The sequence below is a fragment of the Nostoc sp. DedQUE02 genome, assembly GCF_034531035.1.
In the GTDB taxonomy this organism is placed as follows: Bacteria; Cyanobacteriota; Cyanobacteriia; order Cyanobacteriales; family Nostocaceae; genus Nostoc.
In genome coordinates, this window is sequence record NZ_JAVRBY020000014.1 from 100,123 (window position 1) to 122,560 (window position 22,438).

Consider the following 22,438-nt stretch of genomic DNA (forward strand, 5'->3'; position numbering starts at 1 on the left):
AATAAATATCAACAACCATATTCATCATTCAATGTACAAAATTTCTCCTGAATTCTGACTCTTGAGTTCTGAGTTATTCTTCATGAGTTTTTATTTTAAAAGGATACTATGGCTAAATTACAATTATATTTTAATGGTTCTTTTGCGCTAAAAAAAGACGAAATAAGTAGAATTATTCATGCTGCTGCCCAAGATAAAGGTTTAAATGATAGTTTACCCAACTTGATGGAGAAAACAAGTTTAGGTAATGGCAAAGTAGGACGAGTAAAAAGTTGGGCAGTACGTGCAGGATTAATCAAGAATAATCGTCCAAGTCCAGAAGGGGAAATTATCTTGCGATTAGATCCAAGCTTGGAGTCAAATATTACAGATTGGTTAATGCACTTTTATTTAAGTTTTGGCGATCGCGGTCTACAACCAACACCAGAAAATCCTGCTGATTGGGGTGTATGGTCTTACTTTATATATACATTTTTACCTCGTTATAGTAAATTTACTACTGAAGAATTGCTATATCACAGTACATCAGTTTTTGAAGAAGAAAGCAAAGTAATTGCTGACAGAATTAAATTTATCTTGCGGGCATATACTGAGTTCACAGCTTTAGCATCTTGTAAGTTTATCACCCAAGAAAAGGATAAATATGTTGCTGGAAATGCCAGTTTACCTAACTCTTATCTCGTGGGATATTTCCTAGCAAGGCTGTGGGAACGTAATTTTAAAAGTGAAGGTTCTGTTCTCACTGAGTCGATATTGAACGAGAAAATGGGACTTGCTGCCGTACTGGGAGTAAAAGCAGAAGCATTACAAGAACAGCTAAATGCACTGGAAGCTTACGGCATTATTGAACAGCGACGGGCAGTATCTCCTTTTCAAGTGATTCCGCGTTGGGATGAACCCTTGGCACTGCTAGAGAAAGCCTATGACAGATAAAAATTACTTGCTGCTGGGAGATGCCAGACCTGATGACCGAATTCATCTGCTACTTTGGGACACACCTGATGAAACCGAACTGCTGCGTATTGCTCATTACAACAATGCCCATCGGGTCAATTACCGAAAAAATTTGCTACAACGGATTCATCCGGGAGAAAGTTTTCTTGCTCTTCATCACAATTTAGATATCGAACTCAGCGCCATCAAGTCAATGTGTTCTGGGGTTAGCAAACAGATTGTTTTACTCGAAGGGTTAGATTGTCTGATTACCTATCTGCAAATCACATCTGGCAGTCGCATTACCCTTTTCTGGAAACAACTGGAAGAAACACGCAAGCTAGAAAGACTTTTATGGATACTGCTACCCCAGCAACTAGCACCGAAAAATTGGTCGCCAGAGCGAATTAAGCGTATTCCTTCAGGATAATCATCCTTTTGCATTTGCCATTTTAAATTTACTATGCTCCTCAACCAACTTGTTGAAATCAACGAAAAGGGTAGTATTGCCAGTTCTGTAAACTTTGGCATGATGGATAATCCAGAGAAGAATTTATCTTTATGCGAAAGTTTTATCTTTAACTACGACCCAACAAAACCAGAGTCATCGACAGTTGGTATTTTGGATGCAGTGCGCCGTAGTTATCATAGTCCGAATCAACCCAATATCCATTTGATGATTCAACAATATGGTAAGGGAAAGTCGCACTTTGCGATCGCAGTAGCCAACTTTTTTCAAAAACCCTTCCACAGTCAGGAAGTGCAAGGAATTTTATCACAAGTGGAAAAGGCTACATCTGGGAAAAGTCAGGCTGTTGTTGCAGGCTTAAAGCTATTTAAACAAAATCAACGCCACCAACATTTAGTTATCTGTCTGAGTGGTGACACAGGCGGCGATATTAGAAAGCAATTTCTGCAACAACTCATCAAAAGTCTTGAACTAGAAGGTATTCAAGATTCCTTAGCACAACATATATGCAGCGAACCCCTACGCTATTTGGAAAGCTTGAATCCAGAAAATAGGGCAAAAGCAGAGAAATATCTACAAAGTATTGGTAATCCTGATGGTGATTTAAATTCTCTTATCCGCTTACTCAGAGAAAATAACTCTGGTGTTATATCCACTGTTAAAAAGCTTGCCTTTAAAATCACGGGATTTACCCCTGATTTTGCTGCTGATGTAAATATTCAAGCAATTTTAGAAGACCTAATAAAAAATTATTGCACTGGACAAAATGCCCACTTTCAAGGGATTTTAATTTTATTTGATGAGCTAAACCAATATTTGAAAGCTTGGGCAGCAGATGATATTGGTGCTGGAGGCACGGCGCTGCAAAATATTACTAACATTTGCGAAAACTATAAAGGAAAAATCGCTCTGTTAAGTTTCACTCAAATTCATCCTGGTCAAGGAGTTGGGATTTCTGCCAATGTAATATCAGAATACCAAAAGATTGCAACTCGCCTTGCACCAAAAGATGGTACTACCTACAACCCCGCTTCTAGCTTAGAACTAGTTATAGAGAACTTATTGCTGCCAAAAAATAACGAAATGTTTGCCAAATTTCGTTCTAAGTGGGATAACACTCTGAGGAGAGAGGCTGAAACAGCTTATGAGCGAAGAATTAAAATTTATAGAGAAAAAGGCTGGTCTTTTCAAGAGTTTTATACCCACTTATCTGAGGGTTGTTTTCCCCTACATCCTCTGACGGCATATCTATTGTGTAACCTTGATTTTACCCAAGACCGGACTGCCATCCAGTTTATAAAAGGCGATGTCAAAAATTTTATCGCAACTCAACCTGTAGAAAACGCAGGGAAACCCAATTATATCTATCCCATTGCTTTAGTAGATACCTTTCTAGAGAACTTTTCTAACTATCCTGTTTATACTCAATATAAAAAAGCTGTAGATTTAGTTCTAGGTGCTGATGATACAGATGAATTAAATGCTATCAAAGCTTTATTTTTATACGAAGCTAGTGGAGAAAAACTTACCAAGCCTGATCGGGAAGATCATCAAGAAATTTTACTAGCTTTGACAGGTTTATCTAAATCTAAACTCCAAGTAGCGCTAGATAAACTAGAAAAGGAAAGAGATTTAATTTACCACCGATCAGAAATTAAACTTTACCGTTTCTGGGAAGGAATTAACCCTAAAGGTATTCAAGAAGAAATTGAGGAGAAAATCAAATTACAGATAACATCTATTAATGATGTTATTGCTTATTGTGATAAAATTAGCATTCTTAAAAAGCATCCAGCTAATAATACAATCAATGCTGTACAGTTTGTCAAAGATAATAAGTTAGTGATTGAAGACTGGCGATTTGAGCGTAAGATATATAGTATTGATAAATTCATTAAAGCACTAGAGAATAATCGGATTCTGAAAGATACCAAAGAAAAGGGAATTTTAGCTTATGTTCTGACAGAGACTCAAGAAGAATTGCAAGAATTTCGTAATACTATAGCCAATTATTTATCTAGATCGCCAATTAAAAATCGTATAGCCGTTGCTATTCCTACAGAAGAAACTGGAAATATAGCCCGGATAATTTTACAGATAAAAGCTCTTGAAGAAACTGACGCTGCTGATAAAAGATTGTTAAGAAAAGCTTATCAAGAACAACTTCAGCGTTGGCAAGAAGAGGCAAACACGCGGTTAACGAGGTTATTAAATAATTGTACTTATCATTGTGTAGGAATAGAGAAAATTCCCTCTGCTGAACAACACAAAGCACAACGAGTAATCAGTTTACTGCTACAAGATTTGTATCCCTTCGTTCCACCTGTGGATGAAATTGATAAAATGCGTTCAGATCATCAGACAGGTAAAAAGATTGTCGGCTGGACTGCAAAACAAATCTTCATCGAAGATAATATTAGTCAACAAACACTTCAAGACCAGTCTTATAGGACTGTTCTTGACCAGATTTTTGTCAAATTATGGGGTCTATTTAAGAAAACATCTGATAAATATATCGTTCAAGAACCAACTCATGAAAAAATCCGCACTGCTTGGGATAAAATCTCTGAAATAACAAACTTAGAAGGATTGCCACAAAAGATTGTTGACTTAGAAAAAATTTGGCAAGTACTTTCTGCCCCACCTTTTGGTTATAGCGAGTATAACTTTACCATGTTGCTAGCAGGATGGTTGGCAATGCACCGCAAAGAAGTTATTTTACGAGGACGCATCAAACTTACCACTAAAAAAGCAGAGATTGTTCCTTTACAAGATAAGTCTCTGCAAGCTTGGGGCAATACCGATATTCTCCAAAACCCCACAGCATTTGTTGAAGAATGGATTATTAAACAAAAGTCTAAACTGATTCGTCGTCAACAAACACAAATGCCGACTCTTCCGGCATCGCCTATAGACTATGACCAGGCACGGGAGTATCTAGAAGCCGTTGCTGCTTTTTTAGAGTCTAATGAACCGGAAGGGTTAGAAAAAGAAGAATTAACTAAGAATCAAAAGCAGGTTAGTGCTGGGGTTACAGAAATTAATAAGTGGTTCAAACCAGTAGAAACTGCGGAAAACTTACCTCGTGAGGCACAATTGCCAGTATTACTACCACTTTACCCGCAACTGCTGATGCGATCGCCAAACACTTTAATTTTACCAACACAACAACAACGCGATCGCTTCTCCCAAGCATTGCAAACTGTCAGTGAGAGAATTGACCAACTTGTAGCAGCAGAAAACAAACGTGCTGAGTCACTATCTACTGAACAAGCTTGTAGTGCTTATCAAATAGAAATTCAAGGAATTATTGACCAGATTAGCCAGATTGCAGACTTGCCTCGCCACTTAATTGAGGATTTGCAAAATGCCCTAAGTACCAGCAAAATCAGATTAACAGACATCAGGCAGCAGGCAGAAGCAGGACAAAAACAAGCTGAAGATATACAAATCATGCAGAATATTCGTAATTATGCAACTAAAATCCAAACAATTCATCTTTCTCAAGAAGCACTGCAAGAAATTGCAAATTTACAATTTCGCTTTAACTATCCCTATAAATTTCAGCAGGAAATTGCTGAAATTGTCCAGTCAATCCACAATAAAATTACTGACTATCATTCCAGTTTGGCAAATCTTCGGACTCGACTACAGTCGGTAAACAATCTCTCAGATTTGGACGCTATTAACACAGAGTATGCCAAACTGGATGTTGTCTTTCAAGATTCGGCTGATTATGGAGACTATCAAGAAATACAACCACAAATCCAGAGTTTAAAAAATGACTTTGAGCAGATACAAAATCTAGAGATTCGCTATCAACAAAGTAATTCTATTGTCAGTTGTAACGATGTTTTGGGCATAATTGCTAGTCGTCAGTTTAATATCTACAATGCTGACCGCTTCCAAGAAAGAATTACTCAGTTAGAAGTTAGTTTTCGGCAAAAAATCCAAGAATATACTGTTGAGTTAAAAGAATATAACCATAATTTAGAGTATTTGAAAACAGTAGAAGATGCACAAAGATTTCAAAAAGAATTACTGAAAAAATCGGATTGCTACTCACGCTCAGAAATGGAAACAGAGTATGAAGCAATTATCTCAGAACTAGCACCACTAATTGATTTATTACAAATTGCTGAGTCATCAAAAGTGGAGACTTTGGAAACTTGTCAAACTCAGTTAGATAGACTAGAAGATTGGGAAAATAAGACTGAAGGACTGAGAGAAAAATTTAGCGATCGCGTCCACTCACTCCGTAGAGAGATAGAACTAAAACAATCACAATTTCTTCAGCAATGGCTTAAGTATTTAGAAAATAGCTGTACCGAAATCAACCAATTGCCAGATATCGAAAAACTCAAAGCTGCAAACAATTTACTAGAGAAAATTCAAGCTGAAAAAAATAATTATATTAACTTACTTAGTATTCCAGAAACTCAGTTATTAGAAAATATAGAGCGTCAATGCATTGAAAAACGGGATAAGGATATAGTCAATCAAATTTTCGTGCTGTTCCGGCAACTTTCTGATTTACAGCAACAAAATGTCTACGATGACTTAGGGCAAATACTATCAGAAAACACGAGGGTTAATAGGGATGAATGATAAACGTATCATACTAGACCCTACTGGACTATACGATATTCCCTCCGGCTATATCCCTGTCACCACAGAAGTGGAATGGATACAGTTTTTTGGTGTGAGTGCTACTCCCTGCTGGGTAAAAGGTGAGCGATTATGTGAATGGGCAAAAACTTGGCTACGAGTGTGGAATAAGACTGAGGAAATTGCCGAAATTAAGCAACATCCCCGCGACAAGCTAGCACAATTATTTGATTCCGTTCCTTTATCTAAAGACTGGACTGACGAGCAAGTACTTATTTTAGTCACTAAGTTAGATTCTTATCCCCCAGACAATCCCATTGCCCACTTTTTGGCAGATAACATCACTGAGAGTAATGGACAGATATGGTTTGCCGAACCTTCCATTTCACATCTCGCTGCTTGGTTAGCAATTTTAGTACCACAAGATTATAAATCTCTAGAGCAAGTCTGGCAGCAGCAGTTTAAGGAACATGAGTTAGCAACTTACTACCAGACTGAAGATAAATTATTGCTTTTGCGTCGCTGGTTAGGCATAACAGAACCAGTTTTGAACGACATCGGCAAGTATCCCTTGCCAGTTCCCGACTTCCTCACCGAAGAGTTTGACCGCTACTGGGAACAACTCATCTCGCGCACCGAAGGCAAAGTTCTGGATTCCCTAAAGCCTACTAACCAAGTAGGTATGGAGCGGATTGCAAATTGTGCTTACAAAGTTTTCGGCAATCGACCTAACTGGATTAATCGGACAAGGGAAGCCAAAGTTACCCCCTATCTGAGCTATCAGCAGAAGCAAGAATTAAGCTTTAACCAACCTCCACCCGAACCTCTGGCTTTAGATGCTACTCCCCAAGAAGCTTTAGCTTGGGCAACAAACGATTACCTACCCTTCCGTCGTTGGGAAGTCATCAAGCAATCTGCTGCTGTACCAAAAATTAGTGAAAGTTTGGCGAATAGCTTTGTCGAGTGGATACTCCAGCACTATCCCCAGATGCAGGTAGATTCTGTAGAAAATTCGTACCTCAACTACAGCGTTGCTTCAAAAGTGCAAAATCTTTGCCAAGAAAGTCCTGTGTTTTGGGTTGTGGTCGATGGTTTGGGATGGTTAGACCACTTAGAACTGTTATCTTTACTAACAAAGGATTACAAACTCGCTGTAGAAACTGCGTTCCCCGAAGGGGTTGTCGAAGACATCGCACCTTACTTTAGCATCCTGCCCACTAAAACAGAATATGCTAAATGGAGTCTATACGCTCAACTTTTGCCTAATGATTCTACTTGGGTTGCTGATGCTGGCAAAGCTTTTGTAAAAATGGGTGTAGGCAAACGTTATACAGATGGACAAGTTGATAAACTCTACAGCGCTTTGAGAAAAAAGACACATCAGTTGTATTGCTGGGATACAGATAAGTTCGATAGTCTTTATCACAGTCAAAAAGACTGGCAAAGCTTTTATGAAGTTGACCGTCCCCTCACCCTACAAGGTATTGCCAAAAAGATTGATTATTGTTTGCAACAATACCCCAATCCAGAAGCACTGAGAATAATTATTGCCAGCGACCACGGTCAGATTATGGGTACTTCCGAAAAAATTACCCAGTGCCCTCCAGGACTGGAACCCAAGGGAAGGATGGCCATTGGTAAGACTGATGATAGCAGGTTTGTGGTTTTAGAAGGCGATCGCTACAGTCTTCCCCATGACATTAGTATTGTCAAAGGCTCCGCTAGCTTAAGTTCTTTCAGTTACACTAGCAATAAAAAAATTATTGGTTCTCACGGAGGGCTATTTCCTGAAGAAGTTGTAGTTGGTGTATCTGTGCTGCGAAAATCTATCCAACGCCATCCTGTATCAGTTTTTTGCTTGGGTGAAGGTAAACCTAAACAATCAAGAGAAATGGAAATTACTATCGATAATCCCAACTCAGTTTCACTCACAAATCTTTGTCTATATATTCAGGAATTGCCCTCTTTTCAAGAAGGAAAACCATTAGCACAGGAAATTCCACCAAATCAGCGCTGTAGATTCAAAATAATAATTCCCGAAGTACAGGAATTGCCACCAAATCAAGGAAATAACTTATTCCTCTCTGGTGAATTAACTTTTAGATTTGCCTGTGCTGAAACTGCAAATGCAGCCCTAGTTTCTGAATCGAAAATGATCGTTAAACAAATATTCAGTAGTGGATTTGATATAGATGAGTTTTTATGAAGAGATAACTTACAATAACGATTTGGTTCGTGAGGTTTTTGGCAATCTCTGTATTAATAAAACTAGATTGCCATCTAGTGGACTCAGTTCAATTGGTTTACCTAGTTTTGTTGCTGAATGGCTGCTAGATAAAATTGTCCCTGGTTCGGGAACATTAACATCCACAGAATTAGAAAAAGTCAATAACTTTATTCAAAAAGCATTTCCCCGCAAAGATGACCGTAACGAAATTATTTTTGACCTGACTCAGGGAGAAATACGAAGACTCATTGCTCTAATGCAGGTACGCATTAAATTAGAGCAGGGAGGAAAAACAATTCCTGAACCATTGGCACAAATTCCGTCTCTGAATTTAACTGAATGCAGCATTGCTACTGATATCGTAGAACGCTATAAAATACTTTTACGCCAAGGAATTTGGGGAAAAATTACTTTAGCCATGCTTCCCGATGGTAAAGTAGAAGTGATGGATTTTGAACCATTTCAATGTTCGCAAGTTGACTTGCAAAGTTATGCCGAATGTCGGGCAAGATTCAATACACAACAATGGCGAGATTTAATATTTTGCTCAATGGGTTTTAACCCCCAGCATCCGAGTTATGACCGGGAAGCAAAAACATGGATATTGGCTAGGTTGCTATCATTAGTAGAACCTAATTATTATGTGATTGAACTAGCTCCTAAAGGCACTGGTAAAAGCTTCTTTTTTGAAAATATCAGCAGTAAAGTTAGCTTAATTAGTGGTGGTAAGGTTACTCCCGCCCAATTGTTTATCAATGGTAGAACTAAAGAAGTTGGTTTACTCGGTCGTCATCAAGTTGTGGTTCTAGATGAAGTTCAAAGTTTAACATTCGATAATCCTGAAGAGGTCATTGGCCCACTAAAAAATTATCTTGCTAGCGGTCGTTATAATCGCTCTGGTTTTGCAGATATTTCTAGCGATTGCGGGTTAGTGATGCTAGCAAATATCGAATTAGATGAGCAATTACAACCACGTAATGAAGATAATTTAATGGCTAACCTACCAAAGTTTTTTGCTGAGACTGCATTATTAGACCGATTATCTGGGATTATCCCTGGTTGGAAAATTCCCAAGTTTCAAAGAGAAATGGTAGCTCCTCAAGTTGGTTTAAAAATGGATTTCTTTGGTGAAGCCTTGCTATCTCTACGCCAAGATAATCGCTTCATGTCCTACGTACAGCAGCATACTCACTTTGAAAAAAATGTTACAATTCGCGATCAGAATGCCATCCTAAAATCAGCATCAGGTTTTCTGAAAATTCTCTATCCCCATTTAGAATTAACATTAATGGACTACGAGGATGATTGTCTAAAACCTGCTTATAAACTGCGCCAAGCTATCCGAAATTCACTATATTATCTGGATGATGAATTCAGGCAGCTTGGTAGAGAAATTCATGTAGAAGCAAAGTAACAGTCAATATCTACTACCAAAAATATCCTGCTTGGATGGTTGTTTGGCGGGTGGTGGAGTCGTATTTGAGGAGATATTCACGCGCGATCGCTTCGTTTTCTCGCAGCGTTTCCACTTCTTTCTTACCAATCTCAGTATCCGTAGATAGCAAAATTACTTGGTGGCTGGCGGATGGAAAGTAACGTTCAACTAAGTTGTTGCGGTGAGAGGAATCTAGTCTACCTAATGGTGTATCGATTGCTACCGGAAGGCGGTGTCCAGAGACTTTGGCTAAACCCCAGAGGAATGCGATCGCAAGTAGTTGTTTTTCGCCAGCAGAGAGGCGATGTTTAGGGACTGGTTTACCATTTAAATCGTAAAGCAAAAGGCTAAAAGTCTTAGTGTCAATAGTGATGCGATGCACTAAATCTGATTTATGCAGGAGATAAAGAAAGCAATTTTTCACTTCCTCCTCTAATTTATTGAGTTTTCGCAGTGTTAATTTTTCCCGAAAAGTCTTGAGTGTTTCTTGAACTTTTGCTGCTGAAGTAATAATATGTTCGCTATTTTTATGTTTAATATTTTCGACAGTATAATCACTTAATTCTTTTTTTGACTTGGCAATAATAGTTTCTAATTCAGCTAAACGACGGCGGATTGTTTCGTAATTAGCTTTAGCTTCAACAACCTGATTTTGTGCCGCTTCAAGTGCTTGACGCAGCTTTGTATAATCTTCCGGTGCTGCTGCTGTTTGCACTTGTCTTTCTAAAGTATGAATTTCTTCTTCTTTATTTTTGAGAATAGCTAATTTATCTTTAGCAGAAAGTTTAGAATTTTGTAAGTGATATATGAAATTATCTAGCTGACTTAAACTTTCATCATCAGCTAATAACCAAGGCGCTTCCGTCTGGATAGTCTTTGCATATAAACTATCTACATCTTGAATTAAAAATGATTGAATTTTTTCAACTTGTATTGGAGAAATTTCTACTTGATTCAGCCAAGTGAGTAAACGCCGATCTCGTTCAATTAACAAATCTTTAGAAATTTGTACCTGTTGATGGCGAAATTCCTTTTCTCCCTGTGCTTGCACCTGATTAAGCAAATTGGGAATTAATGCCAAAGGTAAAACATCAGCCGCCAATTCACACATTGACTGACGTACTTGTTCAATTTCCGCAGTTTTTGTATCTTGTTGTAGTTCTAGTTGATTGCGTTCTGCTGCAATTTTCCCACCTTCAAAAATAAATTTATCAAAGGCTTCTTGCTGCTTTTGTTCTAACTCACCTACCTGATTTTTGAGAGTTTCTAATTTCTCTGCTGTGGTTTGATAATCTTCTTGTTGTTGGGTTAATTTAGTTTCAATTTCCTCTAGGTTTGCTAAATCTTTACTATTACCAACTTCTTTAAGTTTACGGTTAACCAAGATATCTAAATCAACTGCTAAACGATCTGCTAACTCTAAACCTAAAAGTCCGCGAATTGCCTCTACTACAACTGGTGGTGGTGTTTCCTGTTCTGCAAGTTCTTTAACTTGTTCACCATCAAAGAGAAATAAATTAGAGATACCTAATGGTAGGAGATTTTCAATATACTCATCCCAAATATTAACTAAAGCATCAGGCCAGGTATCACTGTCACCTAAAATGCCTAATGTATCTTTACCGTCTTTAGGATTTTTTGTCCAACTACGGACAACACGGTATTTTATTGGTTTATCATTTTCAATATGTTCAAAAAGTAATTCAATCCGGGTGTCTGCAACTGGGTCTATTCTCTTGGAAAGTTGCTCCTCTTGGGGAGACCCCAAGACCGCACTTTCCGCTTTATTGTTAACACATTGATTTAGAAAATCGCTATAACTTAAATTACCACGGGTAGAACATTGGGCGCGGGGACCGTAAAGGGCGAGACGAATGGCATCCATAAGGGTAGTTTTTCCGCCGCCATTCATTCCACCTAAGAGGATAATTGGGTGTGAGGTTTCCTCATCAATTTTTGGGTTAAGGTTGATTACTTGTTTTCCACTATAGGGGCCAAAGTTTTGTAATACGAGTTCAAGAAATATCATTAGTTTTTAAGATTAACATGAGTTCGACAGCGATCGCAGAAGCAGAAAGTTTCTGATCAAAGGAATCAAATAAAATTAATTAGATGATTTTGTCTGGCGGATTGAGAAAAAATATTGTCTATGAAATATAGATAATACCATCACTAACTGTTAAGAAATGCGATCGCATCTATCTTGGTGTTGGTAAGCGTGGCTAGATTTGCACACCTCCAGCTTGAAAAATCTGTTCGGCGGTTAAATTCAATTCTGGGAAAGTAGGGGAGACAATATGGGTATCGCCTCTAAATTGAGTAACTTGGTACTCACCATCAACTAATTCATAAATGGATATAGTAGGCAGTTTAGGATTGCCAATAAACTTCCTAGCGCCATAAGCCGCGTAATCTATAATCCAATATTCGGAAATACCTATAGCTTCATAATCAGCTAATTTTTTGTAGTAATCATCTCGCCAATTAGTACTAACAACTTCAATAACTAAGGGAATAGATGTAGCTTGAGATACAGTTGATTCTTTTTTCCATAAAGGCTCATGCACTAAATTTGGTCGATTGATTATTAAGATGTCTGGTGAATAAGCTGATTCACTTTCAAATGGCTTGACTAATACAGTTTTTGGAATAAAGTAAGGAAGTTTTTGTCGCCCAATCTCGATAGATATATTTAGCGCCAAAAAACCAACAACATCCTCATGATCTCCCACTGGTTGAGCCATTTCAACAATCACGCCATCATGTAATTCGTATCTCCCACCCTCAGACCGCCAAGCTGCAAAATCTTCAAAAGTTACTAATTTGTGTATAGCTTGAATCATAGAACCTCGCTTGTTTTAAGATGAGCAAACTTTGTTAAGCGTTCTTTAAGTAGTTTACTTGACTCTCGTCTTTTATTATTCTATTCTTATCAATTTTCCTTTTTAAATTTCATACTTGCCCAAGTTACTTCTTCATCACTTTCACTTTTACCTTCATCTACTTCATTGATTGCTGGAACATCGCCCAAAGTCATCTGCTTGACTTTTGCAACGTCACCTTGACTAACTGCTTCGCTTAATTCGCGTTTCAAACGAGCATTTTTAATCGCATCTTCTGGAGAACGGGAACTCGTATTAAAACATTTTTCTAAAGTATCGTATATTCCCACCCGACGAGTCTTTTTGCGATACTGGCGTTCTGTGTCTAACAATTTCGCCATGAGTTCCAGGTGCATCGCGTCACCTTCACAGATTTCTTCTAATACTATCCATTCATCACGACCTAGTAGGCTATAGTCTGCACCAGGACGGGGGTCTTGAAATTCTTCACCAGTCACTTCTTGATAAATCCGGGGTAAGCTATCATCAAATTCGTGTTTGTCTTCTAGCCAAATGCGGCGTATTTCGCTCATTTCTTCTAGAGTAATTAGAGTGATGTCACGCATATTTTCTGGCGCTGTACAACGGGTTTTTGTTTGCGCTTCTAATAATCGTCTAAGCCAATGTTCCCGCCAATATTTAGTATAGGGGCCAGGTATTGGTTCAACAGATATTTCTCCATCTTTGTTACGCTCAAAAAGTTGGACTTCACCCCAAATTCTTCTAAAGTCTCTCTTGTCCCAGTCCTCTTTAATGTCTAGTTCATTGCGAATATCCAATAGAGGTTGCATCCATTCTTTGTCTTCATCATTTTGGATCATCGCTTCCATCGATTTATCCTGACTCACCAATGTGCAAACCCAACAACCAAATCGGGAATCACCACAACTAGGAGTAGAAGTATCAACAACTAGAGGACACTCATTATCTGCTGTTGCACCTCGATACAGAGTAAATAAGTCTTTGTTATTTCCTCCCCAAGGATTCTGCCACTGCATCAAGTAAAGCCATACTTCATCATTGCGCCAATCTTCGATAGGAGTATAAACGAGGGAGTTAATTAAACTCGATCTAGGACTCAAGCGATCGCGCACCCTTCCTTTTTCGTGCTTTTCCATGACGGTCGCACGTTTGGTGCTTTCAGCCTTACGCATACCTAAAACAAGAATTACTTCACCATTATCTCGAACCATATTACGGATAAAGGTATTCGCAGGCTGTATTTTCAGCCGTTCGGTACACCACCGAAACCGCATACGCGGCGCAGGATAGCCTTTGCCAATTAAGTTTACCCAAAAGGTATCTTTGACTGCGGGATAAAGTAGATGAGTTTCAATAGGCATCCCTTTTTCTTTTGCAGCAGATGCCAGCTGCTGCATGGATGTGCGAACCCAAGCAGAAACAATTGGATTTTCTACCTGAGTATCTGTTGTAATAACATGGATTGTTTTAGTTCTTTTTTCTGGAGGAAGAGCAGCGATCGCACTCCAAACAAGTTGTAATACTGCACTCGAATCTTTTCCCCAAGACACCCCTAAAACCCAAGGTACTTGGTCTAAACAATACAATTCTTGAATTTCGGTAGTGAGAGCTTGGATATAGTCCACTAACTCTGCTACAGTACGTGCTTGCTGACCTTTATTTTCTGGTTGTTGTGCTGTAGTCATTTCTCCCTACCTTTGGAAACACTGGTCTAATATTCGGGCGAATAGAATTTGCAGTAACACAGACAAAACCCACAAAAGTGGGTTTAAAAAAGTTTTTAAAAACTTTAGTACTGATATATACTTTTTTAGATAATTAAACTACATAATACTATTCTGTTTTTAAAATTTAACATGAAAGATAGTGCATCTGACCCAACTGCTGACATTGCTAGAGAATACCTGGAACGAGAAAACAAGGAAAAACAGGTACTAGCTTTACTCCTAGAGAAGTTTTTAGGGAGAAAAGATCAGATTCTCGTTCAAAAAACCGAGATGGGTGGTACTGAGGCTTATGTTAGCTCTGTTACACTGGAATGGTTCGCAGGCCGGGTTCACTTCGCCTCTGGCTTACCTCTGTTTCAAAAAAAGTACAATCCTGAAACTGATAATGTCGAGATTGACGCAGATAGTATTGATGAAATTCAGCAACGTCCTCTTGATTGGTCACGTCAAGCACCGCTAGTTCAGTATTTAGCGGCTAGAGACAATCATAAGTTTCCGCCAGTGCTGGTGGTGATAAATCAACCGTGGGTGGATAATCCTAAAGCTGCTGAATGGGATAGCGAGGGACGCGCCACAAAGTCTACGACTGATTTTATACCCTTAGATAAAGACGGTAAGGTAGGTCTGCTAAATATTTCTGAGGATGATGTAACTATTTATGCACTAGATGGGCAACACAGATTAATGGGGGTTCAGGGGTTGATGGAGTTAATCAAAACTCGTAAACTCCAGCGATATAAAAAAGATAAAGGTGCTGATGACAGTTTTATTACAGTCAATGATTTGATAGAAAAGTACCAAGTAGACCTTGCTTACTTGCAAAATTTACCCAAGGAAAAAATTGGTATTGAGTTTATCTGTGCGGTAGCGGCTGGGGAAACTCGCACTCAAGCGAGGCGGAGGGTAAGATCGATTTTTGTTCATGTCAACCTGATGGCTGCACCGTTGACTAAAGGGCAACTAACACAGTTGAATGAGGATGATGGTTTTGCGATCGTTGCTAGAAAAATTGCAGTTACACATCCACTATTAGAACAACGACAAGAGCGTAAACCCCGCGTCAATTGGAATAGTGCAACAGTGGCTTCCAATTCTACAGTTTTGACGACATTGCAAGCTCTGCAAGATATGTCTGAGCGATATTTGGCTCAAAAGTTCCCCCACTGGAAACCTTTGGAGAAAGGTCTAATTCCAATGCGTCCAGAGGATGAAGAACTTGAGCAGGGGATTCAGGAATTTAGCAAGCTATTTGATAATTTGGCTAGTCTTTCCAGTTATAAAATTTTAGAACACGAGGATACACCAGCTTTACGGCGGTTCAGCTTTGAAAAGGATGGAGGTGAAGGAAATATGCTTTTCCGTCCGGTTGCTCAAGTTGCATTAGCGCAAGCTTTGGGAATTTTAGTATTTAAAAAAGGTTTTTCCCTAACAGATATTTTTAAGAAGCTGCGGAAGTTTGACCAGCAAGGCGGCTTTAGTGGTATGGAATATCCCCAATCTCTCTGGTATGGGGTTTTGTATGACCCAAATAAAAAGCGGGTGCAAGTTGCTGGACGAGATTTAGCGGCTAAGTTATTGGTTTACATCCTGGGTGGAGTTCAGGAACAGATGGAACGTGCTGAACTTCGTAAGGCTTTGGCTGATGCTAGAACTGTGGAAGATAAAACTATAGGTTTTGATGGCGAGTTTGTTGAACCGAAAGCTGTAGGACTTCCGCCTATTCTTTAAATCTGAAGTTAATGAATACTAAGAACCTATAAAGTTTTCCAAAACCAAGCTTTAAAAATAGAAATACTAGTTATTAACGAAATTGCTCTGCAATTGTCCTACTCACAAAACGATTTGAGCCTAAAGGATCATGCTCAGGACATATAACACGTAGGTTGGTTGGATTCATTGCACCTTCAGGGTGTCTAGGAAATACGGTTAATTGTGCATTTTCTACAGTCTGATTGCAGCCACCTTCATATTCACAGGATCTACGTACAGACAATAGTCGAACAATCCAAAAGGGATGGGGAATACTCTGCTTTCTTGAATTTGGATACTCTAATGTACGTGGTTTAAGTGCAACATCATATAGAGATATTCGATCACCCTTGTGAGAGTTGCACCATCCACAAGCTAAACGAAGATTATCTTCTTCACAACCACCTTTAGAAAATGGGACAGCATGATCAAGTTCAACACAAATATCACGTTCTATTAGACCGTGTAAAGTCATATAATCAACAAACATAGGGAGAGGCGCTTCATTATTATTTGTATAACCCAAGAACTTATTTTCGGCCCATTTAGTAAACTTATATCCACAAATCCAACAACGTTGTTCTGCTCCATAAATATCCCATAATAGTTTCCTATCATCTCGGCTAACAACAGTGCGTTTTTTGATCTTTCTGCGCTGGACTTCTTTTTCTAGCAATCTCGCAATATTGATTGTAAGTTTATTACGTTCACGTGCAGAAATTTCTGGAAAAATAAAGGGTATTCTTTCTTTAACTGTTTTTAATAAATACGCATAGCCTTGAGTAGAATTAGCAAATATTTCTGGATCACAAATAGACTCAAGAAACCATTGTGTCCACAGTATATGTATATCAGACCGAAGTAAGAGTCCCCGACCACTCATAATAAAATCAGGAACTTTCTGATTAGAAATATAACTGAGGCTCTTTTCATCCCAGTAAGCCTCTAATTTATCTGCTGTCGTTTCAAGAAAAGACTGAATTTCTGCAAATTCCATACAAATCCTTAATTAAGTATTAGAAAATAGGAACTCTATACAGATTTGCTGAAGGTAATCTTTGTGGATTTTTTCTATACTCTAACCATTGCTTTGCCCACTGTTTTCTAATCCCTGGTATATCTTTCTTTATACCTTCTAATTTCCAATCTCGATTGAAGTAACCAGAATTTACTCCGTCTAACCATTCATTAACTAACAGAGGAATATATTGTGTACTATCTATTCCTATACGACGCTCACACAGACGCTGGAAAAAATCTGATGCAAGAATAGTTAATGATGTTTTATTAAAAATATTAGATTGCTTTGGCGCTCCCCAATAGTGCCACGCTTGCTCATTTTCTTTATCTGCTAATTTATCTCGAACGACTGTCCAGAATGATACAAATACATCTCGCCATGGCCCATCCAGTTGATGCCAATAATCAAAAGGACTTTGATATCCTTTTGATTCCCATTGAGCTACAATTTGTGACTGTTCAAAATATGAACGTTTCCAAATATTGGCGTAATCATTTTTATCTCCAAAAATCATACCACCACTTAAATCTCTAAAGATTTTGACTAGAGAGGAAAGAACATTCCACTTAAGATAATCTTTTCTATCAGAAGCAAGTCCTCTCTCTACAAGTCCATAAAACGGACTATACTGATGTCGAGCAAGATATGTTACAGCTCTTGATTCTTCCAGTTCAATGCCAGCTTTTTCTAGCCTTTGAGATACTCGTTCTAGTTCTTCGTTTGACAGACTAGTAGATACGATTGTACCGAGTAGAGCTGGTTTGATAGGAGTAGCTTTTTGATTCACAACTACAAATTGAAAAACATGCTCTGCGGGATCAGTATTCATAAGTAGTGAAATTGGCAGCTTACGAGCAGCTTTTATTTCTGCATTTTTTTCAGCTTCTTCTGGAGCAATTCCATCCTCAATAATTGCTTTTTCTATATCTTCTTTATATGATTCTTCTCTAGCTAACTGTTTAGCTGATCTAATAGCGGCACGCAATCTATGTTGTCCATCTACAACAACTACAGGACGCAAAAAAGAAATCATTGCATCCTTAGAATAACCAAGGAATTCACTTTGAGTAAATGTACTCGATATTTCTTCTATTACAGAAATTCGTCCAGTTACCTCTTCCCAAAAATCAAAAATATGAGATTCATCAGTAAACGTAACTTCTGAATTCTCTTCCTCATCTGAGGTATCAATAATTTGATCCTCATTGTCTGATGATGTCTCTAAATAATCTTGCTCATCTGGCTGTAGCTCTGCACGTTGTTTCAATTCACGTATAAGTTTCTCAGGAACTTTCTTATTGAGAAGTATCGGAACTCGAAATTCCAAATCTTCTTTAACTCTTTTCAAAAGCTCAAGTAAAGTTAAATTTTCTAATGACTCAGTAATTATAGAAAGGATACCATGTTGAACAATATCATTTGACTTATTCTCATCAGCATATATTTCAAAATGAACAACTATCTGATTGGCAATACTATGTTTACGCAAAGCACAAAGTAAAGGATTTTGAATTATATTCTTCTCGTTGCGGTAAAATTCTCCAATTTCCTTAATACGTTTGGGATTTTCTTCTCGCTGAAATCCAGTAGTTTCTTGCCCTCCAATTTCCTTTTTTTGCGGGATACCAGCCCACATGTCAATTTCTATCGCAGAAGCAGCAAACAGTACCAGCCAATCACTAGAATTTGTTTGTTTTATACGAATGGCTTTATATTTGAAATTAGGCATATTTATTCCTATGTTATATAAAACGACTTAAGTCAAAATTTGTTTCTTCTTGTAGCGTTTCATTGAATCTTTCAGTCATCAAAATTAGAAGCAGCCTTTCTGAATAGTCTACTGTCCCTCGTAACTCCTGTTGTAATATTTCAAGCCCACCATTAGCATATTCTTCAAACATACGAAGGCGTTGATTTTCATATTTTTCGTTTTCATAAGATAAAATATTAAGTTCTTTAGCTTCAACAATTGCTAAGAGTTTGATTACCAAATCATATCCCTTAATTAAGAAGTGTTCTTGTCCAATTGGTGCCGGTTCTCTTTTAGAAATTTCCCCCAAAGCCACCCGCTTTTTATGCTTGACACCCAAAGCTGCTGCAAACACAATCACATCAGCGTAGGTTTGAAATGGCCCTGTTCCACCATCTGAAGACGTTAATGTTAAATCCTTTACCAACTCAGCTTTATCTTTAGCAACCCTAATTCTGCCAGTTTCCGCCATTATTTTAATATATACTGTGTTGCTATATTAACCTAAAGCCAAGAGCAATGCTTACGCCTCAGCATTTTCAACGCATCTTTTTATACTATTTACGAGGCGATCGCTAAACAAACAAGTTATCCACAAACATAGTCCATCCTGACACCGCGCCTCTGCGTGAAATTTAAATTGATAATTGAACATCTTCATAAAGCAAAGAAATCGGAAAATGGAAATCGACGCTAGTTAAATGAACCTCATCCCCTGCTTCATAAGGATGTAACTCCCACAGTCCCCTCTCATTTAACCGGAAGCAATCTAAAGCAATTTTTTCAGCATCAATGAGGACATATTCTTGCAAAGTCTGAATACGACGATACCGCGTAAATTTTGTACCTCTATCGTAAGCTTCCGTACTTGGGGACAGAACTTCAACAATTAAACAAGGATATTGGAGAAATTGAATAGCTTGTTTGTCCCGTTCATCGCAACTCACCACAACATCGGGATAATGAAAAGGCCCGTTTTCAGATACACCTACTTTCGCATCCGCCATGAAAGGAAGACATCCACTCCCCCTGAGATGACTTTTTAACGCTGAAGCTAAGTTTAAAGCAATAGTTGTATGGGGAAGAGTACCCCCAGTCATGGCGAAAACTTCACCATCAATATATTCATATTTAATTTCTTGGCGTTCTTCCCATTCCAGATATTCCTGGGGGGACATATAGTTTCTGTCTGGACTCGCAACCATAACTTTATTCCTCTCTTTTTCTCAAATGTAACCAAGAAAAAACCTTTGCGTCTCTGCGTGAGTAATTACCCATTCCGTTCAACTGCGATAATTTCTGTATACTCAAACTCATTTGGACTTTGTTTCACCAAAGGATATCTTTCCCTACCCAACTTAATATAATCTTGTTCACAATCTGGCTTAGATGAATAATACGTAAGCACATATTCTCTACCAATTCTATTTGTCATTTCTGCTTCTACTTCACCCCGCCACTGAGTTTTAGTAACTAAAACTATCAACTGATTCGCTAATTGGGGAATTGTCTTCGCAATGTGTCGCCGCGAATTTTCATCCAAACTACCGAAGGGTGAATCCATGACAATTGGGAAAGTACTACTATCGGGAATCATCATCATTTTTCGTTTCTCACTCCATTCTCGTACTTTGTCAATAATGCTGGCAATAAAGGATAAACTGAGAATTTGATTTTCCCCGGTGGAAGCTGCAACTGGTGCTTCTATACCTGTGGTATTTTCTACTAATGTCAGTTCATATTTCTCACTAATTTTAGGAATGTATGGAGTTACAGAAATTTCTGTGAATATCTCTTGTACTCGCTTTTCTAGTTGCAGGCGAAATTGTTGTTCTTGACGATTTCTAACTTCCGTTAACCGTTCGATTGCATCTTGAGTGGCGTTAATTCGTCGCTGCGCTAAAGTTTGCTTGTCTTCATTTAGCTTTTGCTTGGCGATTTGTTTATTCAAACCTTCAATCTCAGTTGTAATTTGAGCAATTTGCTGCTGATTTGCACCCTGTTCTCGATTTAATTCATCAATTTTACTTTCAATTTCATCTAAACGTTTTTGCAAACTGCTAATTTCTTCATTAGCATCTTTTCGCAACCGTTCTTGAATATTGTCTAAATCGCCTTCAATTTGAGATATACTTTGCCTTAACTGATTAATCCTAGCTTGTTCTCTATCAACTTCTTCCCAAAATCCTATCGCTTGCTTATCAATTTCATCTACTTGTGCTAGCATCCGAATTGCAGTTTCTTCCACCGCCGAGGAACCGGCTTTATTTAACCAAGTACTCACATGACTATGAGAATGATTACCCTCATGTAATTCTGCGCCACAAATACAGCGTTGAGAAATGAGTAAATCACTCACAAATTCCCGCGAAATTCCTGATGTTAACTCACCTTGCTGCTTTAAATCATTGATAATTCCTCGAAATTGGGATGTAGTTTCTGAGAGTAAAACGGTATAACCCCGTGCGGAAATAACTTTTTTCAGCGCTTCCTTAGTTTTTTTATATTCTTCTTGATTTACGGCTTTTTGCGATTCTAAATTCTGCCACCTTTCTTGCAATTCCTTAGCAGCACTCAGTTCTCGTAAACGATTACTTGTCTCTTTTTTAAAAGTTTGTTGATATTCTAACTCTTCTTTAATTTCCGTTTGCCGTTTGGTAATCCGTTCACGTTCTCGTTCTATCTTTTCTTGCTGTCGCAACAGTTGTTTAATTTCAGAATCACCAATAGCTTTTAACTCATTTTCTAGAGTTTTTTTAGCATCTCCTAAATGTCTGATGGAACGGTTGATTACTTCCACACCCAAAAAGATTTTTGTAGCTTCAGCAATTTCAGTCTTTTTATCAGAACGAACGATTTCTTCAATTCGTTCGCCGTCAAAGAAAAAATATTGATGTAAACTAGCAGGTAAAATTTGATTAATTATATCGTCTGGTTGTTGAATTGGTATATTCCATTTGCCATCATCCGCACCAACCCACATGGTTAATTGAGTTTTACCAGCGTCAAAATCACTTTCGTTTTTATAACCCCGACAGGCGCGTTTCACACGATACCGCTTACCTTCATGTTCCCAGCCAATCTCTACCCAACATTCTACAGCCTGACCTTTTTGAGCTTCTGCGATCGCACGCTTATTTACTAACTGTTCTATCGATGCAAATGCTGCACTGAATTTCTCATATAATACCCAAGTAAAGGCATTCAGTAAACTAGTTTTTCCAGAGCCGTTATTACCATGAATAATCGTCGTGTTCTGAGCATCTCCCCCAGCCAGTATCATCTCTGGTGTCGTACCATAAAAGGAGCGAAAGTTGCAGAGCTTGATTGAAGTCAGCTTCATCGCACCTCTTCCTTAATAATGTCCAAAATATTATCATTTATATGGCTGTTAATCTTCTTATCTAGTCTGCCTTTTTCCAGCTTCCATACCCGCTCAATAATTCGCCGTACTTCCGGCTGTGCGCTAGTTATTGGCTCCTGCACATCGTCGATATTCGCCTCTTCTGACATATCGGATTTTTAAATATAGTTTTTCTACATTTTAACTTTCTCTAGTGCTAAAATAGCCTCCGTAAAGCCACTGTTTGCGTTATCTTTAAAATCCTAATTTTCTTTAAAAAAACACTTTATTGTTTAATTATTTTCTGTTATT

At 38.2% G+C, this 22,438-nt stretch carries 15 protein-coding genes; 6 read left to right on the top strand and 9 right to left on the bottom strand.

The genetic code is table 11. The features are described 5' to 3' along the window. Positions 1-108: 108 nt before the first annotated feature. The 5 genes from RMX98_RS14255 to brxL are packed head-to-tail and all read left to right on the top strand — an operon-like array spanning position 109 to position 9,651. Positions 109-933: a DUF4007 family protein gene (locus tag RMX98_RS14255; protein WP_322680424.1), complete on the top strand. Its 825-nt coding sequence runs from the start codon at positions 109-111 to the stop codon at positions 931-933. Continuing rightward, positions 923-1,363, top strand: coding sequence for a hypothetical protein (locus RMX98_RS14260; protein ID WP_322680425.1), 441 nt, complete (start codon positions 923-925; stop codon positions 1,361-1,363). Before RMX98_RS14255 ends, RMX98_RS14260 begins: the two co-directional genes overlap by 11 nt. A 33-nt stretch (positions 1,364-1,396) precedes the next feature. Beyond that, positions 1,397-6,010: a hypothetical protein gene (locus RMX98_RS14265; RefSeq protein ID WP_322680426.1), complete on the top strand. Its 4,614-nt coding sequence runs from the start codon at positions 1,397-1,399 to the stop codon at positions 6,008-6,010. Further along, on the top strand, positions 6,003-8,216 hold the full coding sequence (locus tag RMX98_RS14270; RefSeq protein WP_322680427.1) for a hypothetical protein: 2,214 nt from the start codon (positions 6,003-6,005) through the stop codon (positions 8,214-8,216). The genes RMX98_RS14265 and RMX98_RS14270 overlap by 8 nt, the downstream gene beginning before the upstream one ends. Next, positions 8,203-9,651 carry a BREX system Lon protease-like protein BrxL gene (gene brxL / locus RMX98_RS14275; RefSeq protein ID WP_322680428.1) on the top strand — a complete coding sequence of 483 codons (1,449 nt, stop codon included), beginning with the start codon at positions 8,203-8,205 and terminating at the stop codon, positions 9,649-9,651. The genes RMX98_RS14270 and brxL overlap by 14 nt, the downstream gene beginning before the upstream one ends. Before the next feature lie 13 nt (positions 9,652-9,664). On the opposite strand, the gene dndD is transcribed toward brxL, so the two are convergent. The 3 genes from dndD to dndC form a co-directional block, all read right to left on the bottom strand. Next, positions 9,665-11,701, bottom strand: coding sequence for a DNA sulfur modification protein DndD (gene dndD, locus RMX98_RS14280; RefSeq protein ID WP_322680429.1), 2,037 nt, complete (start codon positions 11,699-11,701; stop codon positions 9,665-9,667). 193 nt (positions 11,702-11,894) lie between these two features. Further along, positions 11,895-12,515, bottom strand: coding sequence for a Uma2 family endonuclease (locus RMX98_RS14285; RefSeq protein WP_322680430.1), 621 nt, complete (start codon positions 12,513-12,515; stop codon positions 11,895-11,897). Between the two features lie 89 nt (positions 12,516-12,604). Continuing rightward, positions 12,605-14,221 (bottom strand): DNA phosphorothioation system sulfurtransferase DndC, encoded by a 1,617-nt coding sequence (gene dndC, locus RMX98_RS14290; RefSeq protein ID WP_322680431.1) that lies wholly within the window; start codon positions 14,219-14,221, stop codon positions 12,605-12,607. Between the two features lie 171 nt (positions 14,222-14,392). On the opposite strand from dndC, the gene RMX98_RS14295 reads away from it, so the two are divergent. After that, positions 14,393-15,991 carry a DGQHR domain-containing protein gene (locus RMX98_RS14295; RefSeq protein ID WP_322680432.1) on the top strand — a complete coding sequence of 533 codons (1,599 nt, stop codon included), beginning with the start codon at positions 14,393-14,395 and terminating at the stop codon, positions 15,989-15,991. Positions 15,992-16,064: 73 nt separating this feature from the next. Here RMX98_RS14295 and RMX98_RS14300 read toward each other — a convergent pair whose 3' ends face one another. The 6 genes from RMX98_RS14300 to RMX98_RS14325 form a co-directional block, all read right to left on the bottom strand. Next, on the bottom strand, positions 16,065-17,009 hold the full coding sequence (locus RMX98_RS14300) for an HNH endonuclease (protein WP_322680433.1): 945 nt from the start codon (positions 17,007-17,009) through the stop codon (positions 16,065-16,067). Positions 17,010-17,028: 19 nt separating this feature from the next. Next, positions 17,029-18,762 carry a hypothetical protein gene (locus RMX98_RS14305; protein WP_322680434.1) on the bottom strand — a complete coding sequence of 578 codons (1,734 nt, stop codon included), beginning with the start codon at positions 18,760-18,762 and terminating at the stop codon, positions 17,029-17,031. 13 nt (positions 18,763-18,775) lie between these two features. Then, on the bottom strand, positions 18,776-19,255 hold the full coding sequence (locus tag RMX98_RS14310; protein WP_322680435.1) for a DNA phosphorothioation-associated protein 4: 480 nt from the start codon (positions 19,253-19,255) through the stop codon (positions 18,776-18,778). Between the two features lie 163 nt (positions 19,256-19,418). Beyond that, positions 19,419-19,988, bottom strand: a complete 570-nt coding sequence (locus RMX98_RS14315) for a Uma2 family endonuclease (protein ID WP_322680436.1) — start codon at positions 19,986-19,988, stop codon at positions 19,419-19,421. 65 nt (positions 19,989-20,053) lie between these two features. After that, a complete protein-coding gene (locus RMX98_RS14320; protein WP_322680437.1) occupies positions 20,054-22,126 on the bottom strand; it encodes an AAA family ATPase in 2,073 nt (690 codons plus the stop codon). After that, the gene (locus RMX98_RS14325) at positions 22,123-22,296 is read right to left on the bottom strand and encodes a hypothetical protein (protein WP_322680438.1); all 174 of its coding nucleotides are present in this window, start codon (positions 22,294-22,296) and stop codon (positions 22,123-22,125) included. Before RMX98_RS14325 ends, RMX98_RS14320 begins: the two co-directional genes overlap by 4 nt. Between the last annotated feature and the right edge of the window lie 142 nt (positions 22,297-22,438).